A 14,351-nucleotide genomic window follows, 5' to 3' on the forward strand; every position below is an offset into this window, starting at 1 on the left:
TAAAAATGAAAAAAATATCAATCTTATTAGTAGCCGGGTTGCTCCTGGGAACCGTGTCCTGCAAGGAATCCGAGTTTGCCGAAGCGTATCCAAATCCGGCCAAAATTTCGGAATCGACCGTTGAAAAGCAGTTTACCGGCGTGTTGTATTCCAACCGTGAGTATGTTCTGCCGGGCTATACGCACTACTTTACGACGCTGCGGCTTTCCCTCAATCCGTACACCCAGGCGATTGGTCGGTTGAATCAATCCGGTCTGTACGTTCCGGGCTCCGCAGGGGTCGAAAACGTGTGGTACAGCTACTACGATATGATGGCCCAGTATCGGGAACTGCAAAAAATCTACGCTTCCAAACCGGCGGATCAACAGGCCGATCGTAAAATTTTCATGCTGGCAGCTACGGTTTACGTCTATGATCACACGCAACGGCTTGTTGACGTTCACGGCGCGATTCCATTTACTCAGGCTGGTATGCTGAGCACCAACGGTGGAGAGTATGAAAAGTCGACGGCGAAATTCGATACTGCCGAGAGCATTTACGCTTTTATGCTGGATGATCTGAAGCGCATCGCCACCGAACTGAACGGCATTACGCTGAACGCCGGGTATCAGAAATCGTTTCAGACGCAGGATTTCATCAACAAAGGTGACATCACAGCCTGGAAACGGTATACGAACTCGTTGCGGCTACGCATGCTGAACCGCGTATCGGATGTTGAAAGCATGAAAGCACGGTCTAATTCCGAAATCGCGGAGATCCTGGGCAATGCCGCGACGTATCCAATTGTGGAAACCAACGCGCAGAACATCCAGATCAACGTGTTCGACATCAACACCGACATCAACTCGAAAGGGTTCCAGGCCGGTTTGGCTTCGGATGGCTGGTATGGAAATACGGCAGGTAAGGCAATGATCGACAACATGAACGCCAATAAAGATCCGCGTTTGCCGATTCTGTTCGAGCCGGGTGCCAATGCCGCCGGGAAATTCAATGGAATCGATCCGCTGGCGACCGAAGCCGTGCAAACCGCTCAGTTCAACGCCGGACAAGTTGCCATTTACAACCGGTATACGACGAGCAATAACCAGTTTTTCCCCGGTGTGATCATCAATGCTCCGCAGATGAACCTCATCAAGGCGGAATATTATTTGCGGACGGGGAACGATGCGCTGGCAAAAACCGCCTACGAAACCGGCATTACGCAGTCGGTGGAATTCTACAACAAGATTCTGTCGCTGACCAACGCGACCGGAATTACGGGTTCCACGATTCCAACGCCGGCAACGTCCGCTTCCGTGGCTGCTTACCTCGCGGGTGATGGCGTAAACTGGAGCAAGGCAACGACCAATGCCCAGAAACTGAGCCTGATCGCGACGCAGAAATGGCTGCATTACAACGTGGTTCAACCCTACGAAAACTGGGCCGATCTGCGCCGTCTGGACATGCCAGTATTGAGCTTCCAGACTGATAACGCCAATAACCAGACGCTGCCGCCGGTAAAATGGACCATTCCGGGTAACGAGGTTACCTATAACACGGCGAATTATGAGACTGTTCGTGCCACGGATAAGCTGACCACCAAGCTATTCTGGGATGTGAAATAAATCTGGAATTTTCGATTTGGTTGGATACAAAAGAGGCAGACCTATTGGTTTGTCTCTTTTTTTGTTGAAAACCGGTATCTATTTACCCTGGTTTTCCAGCACCAGCAATTGAGGGAATGACAGAATGCCTTTGAAAATCAATTGCGTCATTTCACCGACAGTGTGGAAATAAGAGCCCAGCACGATATCCACATCGCCGTCGCGGTCGAAATCGGCAGCTTCCATCGTCAGCCATTTGCCGTTGGCCCCTTCCGGAGTAGTAAACGGTTTGAAATTCAGACGACCTTCGTTTTTTAGATAAACAAAACCCTGTTCGGGCTGCGCCAGATTCGAGTAAAAGGAGGTGGCGGCAATGTCCAGATCGCCGTCCTTGTCAAAATCCCGCGCCACGGCTTTGCTGGCGCCGTACAACGGATAAAACCACGCTTCTTTGAAGTTGTCTTTTTTGTCGTTCAGGTAAATACGGACGCCGTGGTAATTTTTGCTAACCGACGAATAATCCCAATTGTCGCCGTTGGTCAGCAGAATATCCTGAAAACCGTCCTGGTTAAAATCCGCCAATTCAAAATAACTGGCACCGAAAAGCGGAGAGAAGCGCAGTACGGTTTTTTCCTTAAACTTCCCGTTTCCCAGGTTATAAAAAATCGATATTTCCTCCCGCGCCTGGGCCATCACAACCATAATATCCGATTTCTTGTCGCGATTGAAATCCGCAATTTCCACTTTTCGGGCGCCGGGCAAGGCTTTCAAAACGTGCTCTTTCGTCGGTTCAAAACCGTCGAGCCAGAACAGCTTTCCGGCATTGTTACCGAATCCGCAGATCACCGCATCCTCTTTGCCGTCGGCATTCAAATCGCCGGAAGCAAACTGCACCGGCCGGGGCAAGTCCCGAATGTTGATGGGTTTGGTGCCCGGTTTGGCGGATTTATCCATCGTCATCAAGCGGCCCAGGTGTTGGTCGGAGGGGCTGAAAAGACCGATGGTAAGCAGGCGGGGAGCCGCATTTTTGGGAAAATCGATATCTGTCGGTGGCGTGTCGATCCACCAGGTATTTGTCAGTTGCATCTGACCATCAAGGACATACAGCGCATTTTGGGCGTCACCGGCGTAAAGCTGAGCGGTATTTTTGTCGTATTTCAGCAAGGTAATCTGCGGCACCTGTTTATCACCAACGGTTATTTCCCGGGGCTTGAACAGCGGCAGTTGATTCGTCGGAGACGGATGCGGTTTTTGGGGCAGCGGTTCGGCGGGAGCGGTGTTTTCGTAAAACCGCACAATCTGATTCCATTCGTCCATCGAAAGCTGAGCGGTTTCGGGATAAACATTCAATTTGCTGACGGCTTTTTCTTCGTCGGGAGGGAGCGGTTTTAACGTATCCTGGCCGGGTAATTTGAGTCCGAGACGCATGGCCATATTGGGCAGCACGCCCGTAACCCAGGTCTTTTTATCCAGCAATTCCGGTTCGGGAAATAAGTGACAACTCGCGCAATAGCGCACGGCCAGTTGTTTGCCACTGGCAACAGAATCCTGAACGGTTGTATTTTTAGGAACAGAACCAACCGGAACATTCTCCGTTTTCAGTACGAAAAAAGAGGTCACCCAGAAGGAGACAAACAGAATCAGACCGGTTTTAAAAAGCGACATCAGGTGGATGGTTGGCTGACTAGAGTTTTAAAATCTGAATTGCGGCAAGTTGCTGGTTCGTAAACCGTGAGTTCAACCAGTTCGCTCGTCAGAAGCTTTTCAAAGTTACCTGTGAAAGTTGATTTTTAGGACATTCTGCACCGGAAATGCTCGTGCCGCGCTCATTTCTGTTGGCTTTAACAAAAAAATCGGGATGGCTGGTTGCCACCCCGATTTTCAGAAAAAGTCAGATCCGTTGGGTATTAGAAGTTTGCTACTTTACCCGTATCCCACCACAGGCGAGTCGCAATATCATCTTTGGCTCCGGTACCCATTTTTGTCACTGCATCCGTAACCGCTGCCGTATTACCGGTTCTTTCGGCGTTTACAAACGGCATCCGTTTGATCGATTCGCCCGCCGGAATAACGCCCCAGTCACCATTGCTATCATTTTTCGCAGCAACCGGAATTTTGGGGTAGCCCGTACGTCGGTAATCCACCCACGCTTCCAGCGTGTTGGTAAAGGTATTGAGGTATTTCTGGGTAATGATTTTCTCTAGTTTCAATTCGTTCGAATCGGACTCATTCCAGGCCACCGTAACGGTTGAAAGCGCGGTGAAATTATTACGGGCGTCAATTGGATCAACGTAATTAATTGGCTTGCTGGTTTTATCGACCAGATAGGCATCGACGCCACCCGCACCCCAATCGGCGAAGGACAACTTGATACCTTCCTCGTAGTTCGCTTTTGGATCTCCAGCCCCGGCCCAGCCTCTGAGTCCGGCTTCGGCTTTCAGGAAAGCCACTTCCGCTGCGGTAAAATTCCGTCTGGTCTGAACCGTCTGGAAACTCTCGTTTACTTTTGAGAACGGTACGTGATCGGCTTTTGCTTTAATGTAAGCGCCGTTCCGGACACCTTTGTAGGGTACCGAAGGGTGATCAGCATACAGGGCCGCATTCGTGATAGGGGCAAAATACTTCGAAAGCCGTCCGTCGTTCAAGCCAATCAGGAAAGATTCCATGAGAGCGCCCATCCGGGTGTCATCCCACTCGTAACAAATCTGAGCCACCGGAATCTTGTTTCCATTCAATGCATTGATAAAATTGTCCGCATTGGTAGTAATCAAACCGGCCGGATCACTCAGCGCTTTTTCGCCCTGCGTTTTAGCCTGGGCCGGATCCACTTTTGATAAGCGGATCGCCAATCTCAGCCGCAACGAATTGACAACTTTCGCCCACTTGGTAAGGTCGCCACCGTAGGCTGAAGGGTCAAATTTCTTGAAACCGGTGTATGCTTTGTTAGCCGCAAAATCAGTCTGGATCGAGTCGAGCTGTTTGAAGAACATCGGATACAAATCAGACTCCTTGTCGTAGAGAATCGAGTTCGCCGTGGTACCGTATTGCGAATAAATGATCGGTCCGTGTATGGCCGTTAATTTAGACATGGCTAAAACTCGAATCAATTTTGCCCAGGTAGCAAAAAGGGGTAACTTATTGTCTGCTGCCAGTTTAATCACCTGTTTGGCCGGCGACATGATGCTTCCGTATTCCCGACCCCAGAATGAGTTCCAGCGGATGTAGTAGGTTGTGTTATTCACGTTTCCAACAAAGTCCGTAGGTGTTCCCATGTACCCCATCCAGTTGTCGGCACAGAGGTCTTCTTCGACCTGGTGACCGTTCAAATTGAAGATCATGTTGGAAAACGGAGAGCCTACGAGGTTGAAATCCTGCTTGAGAAGCTCATCCGAAATTTGATTGGGATTCTGGTTTATATCGACAAAATTGTCAGTACAGGCCGCGAACGCAATCAGGGATATCAGTGCGATAAGTAGTCGTTTCATGGTAATGATTTTGATATTTTAGAAAGTTAACTTCAGGTTAATCCCATACGATCGGGTGGATGGCATACCAAACACGTCCGTGGATTGCAGCGAGTTGTTGGTACTCATTGCCTGTTCCGGATCGAAAGGTGCTTTTTTGTAGAAGAAGAACAAGTTCCGACCTACGAGCGACACCGAAGCATCTTTGAAAATTGGGTTTGAACCCTTGGATCTGAAGTTGTAGCCAACGACAAACTGTCCTAACCGAACGTTGGTTCTTGAGAACACATACGGTTCCATGATCTTATTTCGGTCACCGATTGCCGAATAATACGTGTAGGGGGCAATGGACGTAACCGCCAGACCTTCGGGCGTAACGGCGTTGATGGCCACACTACCGGCATCCCGATCCGCAGCACTTCTCTCACTTACACCGTACGAATCCAGGAATGCCTCGGTTTTGGAGAAGGCCACTCCGCCGAATTTACCGCTAACCAGGGCGCTCGCGAAGAAGTTACCATAACTCCAGTTGTTGGTCCATCCCAGCATAAGCTTGGGGTTTACATTACCCACGATTGTCTGCGTAGCGGCTTTGGTCGGAACGCCGTTTTTGTCCAGAATGATCTGTCCGGCATCGTTGCGGGCAAACTTGTAAATGTACACGTCATTGAACGAACCACCGGCTTTGATGATCGACGCAAAACCTTCATTATCACCACCTACCTGATAGTTGGGGTTCGACGCGATCAATTCAACAATCTTGTTTTTGTTCTGGGATGCGTTGATTGCCGTATTCCAGCTGAAACGATTGCTGCGGAAAGGCTCCGCGTTCACGGTCAGCTCAAATCCTTTATTCGTAATTTTACCCGCATTCACATAATAGGTTGTGTACCCCGATCCCGAAGGAGCCGCCAGTGAAAGGAACTGGTTGGTACTGACACCGTTGTATAATGTAAAATCAGCGCCCAGACGTCCTTTTAAAAACTTGGCTTCAATACCGTACTCGTTGGCTACGATTTTTTCAGGCTTCAGGTTCGTAAATGGAACCTGCGTGTTCCGGTTGATCCCACCAATACCCGTTGGACCACCGGCACCACCGATGCTATTCAATGGATTTACCACATTGTAAGGCACTTCGTTCGCTGTTTGTGAGAAGGATGCCCGTACTTTCAGGAATGAAATAGCCTGGGGTAAATTAACCATCTGGCTGATGACCGCAGATCCTCCGATGGATGGGTAGAAGTAAGACTGGTTACCGGTAAGTGCCAGCGTAGAGGCCCAGTCGTTCCGTCCGGCCAGATCCAGAAACAGGAAGTCCTTGAATCCGAGTGACAAGTTGGCAAATGCACCCTGCTTGATGGTATTGCTGTAACGTCCATCGTTATTGAACATGACGTTGTACGGCATATTCGCAAACGTAAATACGTTCGGATACTGCAGTGAAACCGTACCGTTACCAACGCTTATGCCATCGTAGTAGGTGTTTTTCTGATAGCTAAGACCCGCCAGCGCATTCACACTGAAATTCCCAAAAGTCTTGGTATAGGTAAGGATACCGTCAGTGTAGAAAGACTGATCCGTGTATCGGTTGTACGACCAGGTGCCATTCGGGCTGACACTCACCGAGTTACCACCGGCCGCGTAGCGCTTGTCATCCAGCACATTATTGTAATCAATGTTACCGCGTACCTCAAACCGAAGATTCTCCGTAATATCATAGGCAAGTTTCGCGTTGGCAATAATCCGTTTGTTGGATTGCAGTTTCGGATCCTTGTAAATTTCCCAGTACGGATTGTTTTGCTTTTCTTCCGTCGAATACCAGTTCATTTTGTCCATGTTCCGGTCGGGATTGAAGATGGCGTAATTATTCTTGTAATTGTTGAAGTCGCGATCTCTGGCGAATAAGTACAAACCGGTCAGCGGGTTGTTGTAATAACCGGCACCCGGGCGGTTTTTGGATACTTCCGAAGACAGGATGATACCAGAGCTTAGGGTAATCTTGTCTTTCAGCATTTTGGTGCTTTGCCGGAACGAAAAGTTATGTTTCGTGTAATGGTTCGTTGGCATTACACCTTTCGACGTAACATTGCCGTAGGAGAAATAAACGTTAGTTTTTGCGTTCCCACCCGTAACAGCCACCGTGTTGTTAAAGGTTACACCCGTCTGAAAGAAATCTTTAATATAATCTTTCTGGTAGTTGTCCGATTTAACAACCGTTGTTCCAACCGGTGTCCAGCTATAATCGCCACCAACCGTTCCGTACCGGAATTGAAATTTGGGAAGACCCGATACCTGTTCGACGACCGCACTGGCATTGACGTCTACCGATAATTTACCTTCTTTGCCTTTCTTGGTCGTGATCAAAATAACCCCATTGGCACCCTGACTTCCATAAAGAATCGAAGCGTTGGCTCCTCTCAAAATGCTGATGCTTTCGATATCGCCGGGGTTAATGGCTGAAAGACCATCGCCACCATCAGTTCCGCCGTACGAGCCGGGTTGCCCGCCTTTGTTGTTGGCCATCGGGATACCGTCGATCACATAAAGAGCCTCACTGGAGCCCTGCAGCGACTTGTTTCCCCGCAGGACCGCCCGGGTGGAACCACCGGCTCCCGAGCTGCTTATTTTGATATCCAGACCGGCGGCCTTGCCCGTTAGCGCGTCAACAAAGTTGGTATTGGAGGCCCGGCGCAATTCGTCGCCACCCAGTTGTTGCGTCGCATAGGTCAGGGCTTTCTTTTCTCTTTGCACACCTAGGGCGGTGACGACTACTTCTTCCAGGACGGAGGAGGATGCTTCCAGGACCACGTTTACTACGGTTTGTGAACCAACCGGCACCTCTTTCGTTGTAAAGCCAATGGATGAAAACACCAGAACGGACTCATCACCGGGAACCTGGATCGAATACCGGCCATCAGATCCCGTCGTCGTGCCAACTCCGCCCCCTTTTAAAACCACCGTCGAACCCGGAATTGCTTCCCCTTTTTCGTCGCTTACCTTACCCGTAACTGTTTTTGCGAGAACTTCAGACTTATGCTTTAAAGTGTTCTTCGTCAACGTTGGGGTAGCAAACGATACGCTGATGGAGGCCGTAAAAACGACCAGGTGATAGAAAGTAAGTTTCATCCATAGCGGACATTTTACTTCTAGTTGTCTTTTCATAATTTTTGATTGTTTTTGGTTAAGCAAATTGTTACAGCAGGATTCATCCTTTTGAAAAGATGTTCGAGGGTTAAAAACCCAAAGTGTGTTGACCTGGGAGGTCCATTTTGTGCGGAAGGGAATGAGGTACACGGTGGCGTCATAGGCAATGTGAAGTTTATGTTATTATAATAAGTTATTAGGTAATAGAGGTACTTGCTGGCAATTAATTTCGAATTTTTCGTCAAACTACTACTTTTATTAGGCAATTTATACATTAAGCAGGGGATAATTTTTAAATTTTTTTAATTTCTTTAATTTTGATGCCAAAAATTGGACATTGACAATTAATAATTAAAAGTTTGATAATCCGGAGCGCGTTGATTCCCCAAAAACGGAGCTGAAAAGTCTCTCTCAAGCGGCAAAGCTTTTTGGTTCAATATTGATGAGAACGTCGGGAATGACTGATGGAAAACCGGGCAGAATCATTCCGCTAAGTGGTCGTGATTGCCGCTGCTTCCCGGCTTTATCCTCTGAATGACAATATGGTATTCAATTCATACAACCCAATAGAAAATAAAAATGAAGTACTTCTTTACCGCTTTAGTAGTTGGATTAATTGTTAGTGGATCAGCGATTGCGCAACAGCATTCCGAGCAAAATCACAGTAAATACGTCTGGCCGAAAGACAGTCTGGTGAAGCAGAAACTGAACCAGTGGCAGGACGTTAAATTCGGATTGCTGATGCACTGGGGAACGTATAGCCAGTGGGGCGTCGTCGAATCGTGGTCGCTTTGTCCGGAAGATGAAGGCTGGTGCGTGCGCCGGGGACCGTACGCCAACGACTGGTTTGGGTATAAAAAAGCGTACGAAAATCTGCAAACAACCTTCAATCCGACCCGGTTTAATCCCGAGCGCTGGGCAACGGCCGCCAAAACCGCGGGCATGAAGTACATGATTTTTACGACCAAGCACCACGACGGTTTTTGCATGTTTGATTCCAAACAAACGGATTACAAAATCACGAGTGCAAAATCGCCGTTCGCGTCGAACCCCCGCAGCAATGTGACGAAAGAAATTCTGGGGGTGTTTCGCAACGAAGGCTTTATGGTTGGGACGTATTTTTCAAAACCGGACTGGAATGTGGATTCGTACTGGTGGCCGTATTTCCCGCCGAAAGATCGCAATGTGAGCTACGATCCGAAGAAGTATCCCGACCTGTGGAAAAAATATCAGGACTTTACGTTTAACCAGATTCAGGAATTGATGACCGGTTACGGAAAAGTGGATATTCTGTGGCTGGACGGCGGCTGGGTGCGTCCGGCCAGTACGATCGACTCGACGGTGAGCTGGCAGCGGACAATCCCGTACAGCCAGGACATTGACATGGACCGGATTGCCGGAATGGGCCGGAAAAACCAGCCCGGTTTGCTGGTCGTTGACCGTACGGTTTCGGGCGAGTTTGAAAATTACGTGACGCCGGAGCAGCAAATCCCCGATCATTATATGCCCATTCCGTGGGAGACCTGTCTGACAATGGGCGACAGCTGGTCGTACATTCCAAAAGAAAATTTCAAGCCAGCCCGCAAACTTGTGCAAACGCTGGTCGATATTGTGGCTAAAAATGGCAATCTGCTGCTGAACATTGCACCCGGTCCGGATGGCGAATGGCACGAAGAAGCCTATACACGTCTGAAGGAAATTGGCGACTGGATGCAGATCAACGGCGAGTCTGTTTACGGAACAAAACCGCTGGCGCCGTATCGGCAAAACCAGTGGGCCTTTACCTCGAAGGGAAAGACCGCTTATGCTTCCTACCTGGCGACTGATGCTGAAAACACGCTTCCGTCGCTGGTTACACTCCCCATTGCCCCGGCTCAACCGAAAGCTACACTGACGATTCTGGGAACGAAACAGGCCTTGAAATGGAAGAAAGTTGGCACGGGCATCGAAGTGAGTATACCGGAAAAACTGCGTCAGCAACTGACCGGAAAACCGGTTTGGGTTTTTAAAATTGCCTAATTACTGAAGTGAAAATGCCTCATCCTATGAGAAATCGAGTTCTTTTGTTTTGCTTATTCTTTCTGAGCGCTTGTCTGACTATTCGGGCGCAACGCATCCATAACTTTACCACCGGACTGGCGATCGGCCCCTGTCATCAGTACGGTCGGGAAGCCCTGTACACGGATTTGCTGGCCTACCATTTGTACCGCGGGGATTTGAAAAAACCGGTCGAAGGGCAGGGAATGACCGCAACCAGCACCGATACGCTGCGCTGGCAGACGGTAACTCCCGATAAAGAAGGCAAGTTCAGGGGCCGGAATTTCAACAATGGCTATTTGTATCTGACGTACACGGCCGACCGCGATGAAGTGGCTTTGCTGCAAGCAACCGGCCATAACATGGTGTATGTCAATGGAGCACCCCATGCCGGAGATCCGTATGCGCTCGGCTGGCTGGCCATTCCGGTGGCATTAAAAAAAGGACTCAACGAAATTTACGTTCGCACCTCCCAGTTTTCACGTTTTCAGGGTCTGACCGCCAAATTGATTTTTCCGGAAAAACCGGTTTTCTTGAAAATTGAAGATCCGACCTTGCCGAGTGTGGTTTTGGGCAAGCAGGCCGAGCCGCTTTGGGGCGCGGTTGTCCTCGTCAACACGACGAACAAAGCACTGACTGGCTTGAAAATGAGAAGCCGGTTGTCCGGTAAAGACCTGATAACCGATCTGCCGACGGTGCCGCCGATGACGACCCGGAAAGTCGGTTTTCGGATGGATGGGTCGGGCGTGACCAGAAAAGAAGACGGCAAGGTTCTGATCAGTCTGCTCCAAGCCGGAAAGTCGATTGACGAAAAAGAATTGACACTGGGTGTGGCCGGGCCGGGTGAACATTACACCCAGACCTTCGTCAGCGCCATCGACGGCAGTGTTCAGTATTTCGGGGTTGCCCCGCAAACCAAACCGGACGGCCAGGCACCCGCTTTGTTCCTGTCGGTTCACGGAGCTGGCGTTGAGGCCAGTGGGCAGGCCCGCGCGTATCAGCCGAAAGATTGGGGCGTTTTGGTCGCACCCACCAACCGGCGTCCGCGCGGTTTTAACTGGGAAGACTGGGGGCGGCTGGATGCGCTGGAAGTGTTCGATATTGCCAAAAAGCAGTACAAGCCCGACCCGCAGCGGATTTACCTGACGGGTCATTCGATGGGTGGCCACGGCACCTGGTATCTGGGGGCGACGTTCCCCGGCAATTGGGCCGCGATTGCGCCCTGTGCCGGTTATCCGACGCTGGCGGGTTACGGTTCGCACGACGGAAAAATTCCGGAGGAAGGCGGAAACGCGATGGAAAAAATACTCCTGCGTTCGAGCAATCCGAGCAACGTCATCGCGCTGGCTTCCAACTACAAACCGCTCGGGGTTTATATTCTGCACGGCGACGCTGACCGGACGGTTTCGGTGGAATATGCCCGCCAGATGCGCAAACTGCTCGGTACGTTTCACCCCGATTTTACCCATTACGAATATCCGGGCGGTTCGCACTGGTACGGAAGCGAAAGTGTCGACTGGAAACCGTTGTTTGACTATTTTCAATGGCACCGGATTGCGGCCGACAGCGCCGTCAATTCCATCGATTTTACCACCGCTAATCCCGCCATTTCGTCGACGATGCGCTGGGTTTCGATTGAGCAGCAGGAACATCCGCTGCAATACAGCCGTGTTCAGGTGAAGCGGGATAAAAAGTCCAAAACCATTACGGGCAAAACCGATAACGTGGAGCTGTTCTCGCTGAACCTGGCCGATTTTGCCGCAGGCGAAACCGTATCAATTACGTTGGATAGCCTGAAAACCATTCGTTATCAGGTTTCTAACCCGGCGGAAAAGTTATTTCTGACCCGAAATAATCAATGGGAAGTTGGCGCCAAACCGGCCCTGACCCAGAAAGGTGCGCACCGCAACGGGACTTTCAAAGAGCCATTTAACCACCGGATGGTGTTTGTTTACGGGACTTCCGGAACCGCTGAAGAAAATGAATGGGCCTATAACAAAGCCCGTTACGATGCCGAAACCTGGTATTATCGCGGGAACGGCGCGGTGGACATTGTACCGGATAAGGAATTCACTCCGGTACAGTATGCCGACCGGGGCGTGGTGATTTTTGGCAACGCAACGACCAATCGGGCGTGGAGCAAACTCTTGGCCGATAGCCCGATTCAGGTCAGTCGAGGCGCGGTAAGTGTTGGCAATGAGCGGTTTACGGGCAATGATGTCAGCGTTTATTTTAGCTGGCCCCGGTCAGATAGTCCCAAAGCGTCTGTTGCGGTGGTCTCCGGCACCGGTTTGGCGGGCCTGAAAGCCGCCGATGCCAATCAATATTTTGCCGCCGGGAGCGGTTTTCCGGATTTCATGATTTTTGGTCTGGATATGGCCAAAGATGGCATCAAAGGCGTCCGGCAAGCCGGTTTTTTCGATAACAACTGGAAGCTGGAAAGCCGCGAAATGGTCGGGAAATAGGGCCGGAAATTCAGGATTCGCTGAATATCTCTTTAATGCTCATTCGAAAACCGCTGACGACTTCTGATTCCAGAAAACCGTCTTTTAATTTTTGCGCCAGTTCAAAAACGTTTTCGTGGAGCAGGTATTGCTCCACGGTTTCGTGTTCGACATCAACGATCCAGTATTCCTTTACACCATGAAGGGCATAATCGGTCATTTTAATACCGTAGTCTCTTTCACGGGTGCTGTCTGACAGGATTTCAACAACAAAATCGGGTGGGGGAAAGGCGGATTGTTTTTGTTCAAATCGATCCGCTTTTTCTTTGTTCCAGAAGCAAATATCCGGTTGATAATCATTGCGGGTCAGCCGAACCATTACTTTTTCGACTCCAACTTTCCCCAGACGATTCTCTCTAACGTGGGGAATAAAATAACCCAGAATAGTCGTCGATGCCATCCAATGGCGACCGTAAACCGGTGAATGATAGATGATTTCACCCAGGATAAATTCCGCCTTTTTTGCCTCATCGACATCCGCCCAGAACTGGTGACGACGACGCTGTTCTTCCTGCCAGGTGTTTTCAAGTTCATCCAGCAATTCGCGCAGATTAGGCGCTTTCAGTAAGTCATCGATGGGAGTCATGGCGAATCAAAATCCATTTCTACAAATATAATAAGATTTCCCCGCGACTGTTACAATCCGGTTCTTACGCTTTATTTTTGCGCGCAAGGTTATAAGCCGCCGGTTTTTCTCTTTATTCAAAAAAGTAAACCCTCCATAATGAAACTATTCCGCTTTGGCTCGCCGGAAAACGAGCGCCCCGGTGTAATGCTGCCCTCGGGAGGCAGCCTCGATGTGTCGGCTTTTGGACAAGACTACGACGAAACGTTTTTCGCCACCAACGGTATGGAAAAACTAGCTAAGTGGTTGGAAACCAACGCGGCCAGTTGCCCCGGCGTGTCGGGTAGCGTTCGCCGGGCATCGTGTATCAAACGCCCTTCCAAGATTGTTTGCGTTGGTCTGAACTACGCCAAACATGCCGCCGAGACCAACGCTCCGGTTCCCGCCGAACCCATTTTATTCTTCAAATCAACCACCGCCCTGGTTGGCCCTGACGACAGTGTCGTGATTCCGAAAAAGTCCGAAAAAACCGACTGGGAAGTGGAATTGGCAATTGTTATCGGGAAAAAAGCTACCTACGTTTCCAAGGAAGATGCCTTCGACTACATCGCGGGTTATGCCGTTCACAACGATTACAGCGAGCGGGCGTTCCAGCTCGAGCGGGGTGGTCAGTGGGTGAAAGGCAAAAGTGCGGATACCTTTGCGCCCCTCGGACCGTTTATGGTCACGAAAGACGAAGTGCCCAATCCGAACAAACTGGGACTTTGGCTGCGGGTCAATGGCGAATTGCTCCAGGACTCCAACACGGACGATATGATTTTCGACGTTCCGACCCTGGTCAGTTACATCAGCCAGTTCATGACGCTGCTTCCCGGCGACGTTATCTCAACCGGAACTCCTTCCGGCGTCGGCATGGGCCTCAAACCACAACGTTTCCTCAAACCCGGCGACGTTGTCGAACTCGGCATCGAAGGACTCGGCACTCAGAAGCAAACGGCTTTAGCTTATAGTTAAATGAACAATTAAAAATGAACAATGAACTAGTAACTGAAAG

At 49.9% G+C, this 14,351-nt stretch carries 8 protein-coding genes; 4 read left to right on the forward strand and 4 right to left on the reverse strand.

All coding sequences use genetic code 11. The features are described from left to right. The first annotated feature begins 5 nt into the window (after positions 1-5). Positions 6-1,604 carry a SusD/RagB family nutrient-binding outer membrane lipoprotein gene (locus tag GJJ30_RS27015; RefSeq protein WP_154178265.1) on the forward strand — a complete coding sequence of 533 codons (1,599 nt, stop codon included), beginning with the start codon at positions 6-8 and terminating at the stop codon, positions 1,602-1,604. Between the two features lie 78 nt (positions 1,605-1,682). Here GJJ30_RS27015 and GJJ30_RS27020 read toward each other — a convergent pair whose 3' ends face one another. From GJJ30_RS27020 to GJJ30_RS27030, 3 genes are all read right to left on the reverse strand, one after another. Continuing rightward, a complete protein-coding gene (locus GJJ30_RS27020; protein WP_154178266.1) occupies positions 1,683-3,248 on the reverse strand; it encodes an FG-GAP repeat domain-containing protein in 1,566 nt (521 codons plus the stop codon). 242 nt (positions 3,249-3,490) lie between these two features. Then, positions 3,491-5,068: a SusD/RagB family nutrient-binding outer membrane lipoprotein gene (locus GJJ30_RS27025; RefSeq protein ID WP_154178267.1), complete on the reverse strand. Its 1,578-nt coding sequence runs from the start codon at positions 5,066-5,068 to the stop codon at positions 3,491-3,493. An 18-nt stretch (positions 5,069-5,086) separates the two neighbouring features. Further along, positions 5,087-8,209: a SusC/RagA family TonB-linked outer membrane protein gene (locus GJJ30_RS27030; RefSeq protein ID WP_154178268.1), complete on the reverse strand. Its 3,123-nt coding sequence runs from the start codon at positions 8,207-8,209 to the stop codon at positions 5,087-5,089. Positions 8,210-8,770: 561 nt separating this feature from the next. Here GJJ30_RS27030 and GJJ30_RS27035 point away from each other — a divergent pair. Next, positions 8,771-10,210 (forward strand): alpha-L-fucosidase, encoded by a 1,440-nt coding sequence (locus GJJ30_RS27035; protein WP_154178269.1) that lies wholly within the window; start codon positions 8,771-8,773, stop codon positions 10,208-10,210. 26 nt (positions 10,211-10,236) lie between these two features. Continuing rightward, positions 10,237-12,693 (forward strand): carboxylesterase family protein, encoded by a 2,457-nt coding sequence (locus GJJ30_RS27040; RefSeq protein ID WP_154178270.1) that lies wholly within the window; start codon positions 10,237-10,239, stop codon positions 12,691-12,693. A gap of 10 nt (positions 12,694-12,703) precedes the next feature. On the opposite strand, the gene GJJ30_RS27045 is transcribed toward GJJ30_RS27040, so the two are convergent. Beyond that, positions 12,704-13,318 carry a Uma2 family endonuclease gene (locus tag GJJ30_RS27045; protein WP_154178271.1) on the reverse strand — a complete coding sequence of 205 codons (615 nt, stop codon included), beginning with the start codon at positions 13,316-13,318 and terminating at the stop codon, positions 12,704-12,706. A gap of 138 nt (positions 13,319-13,456) precedes the next feature. Here GJJ30_RS27045 and GJJ30_RS27050 point away from each other — a divergent pair, with 138 nt between their 5' ends. Continuing rightward, positions 13,457-14,311 carry a fumarylacetoacetate hydrolase family protein gene (locus GJJ30_RS27050; protein ID WP_154178272.1) on the forward strand — a complete coding sequence of 285 codons (855 nt, stop codon included), beginning with the start codon at positions 13,457-13,459 and terminating at the stop codon, positions 14,309-14,311. Positions 14,312-14,351 lie beyond the last annotated feature (40 nt).

Source organism: Larkinella terrae (assembly GCF_009668025.1).
GTDB lineage: Bacteria > Bacteroidota > Bacteroidia > Cytophagales > Spirosomataceae > Larkinella > Larkinella terrae.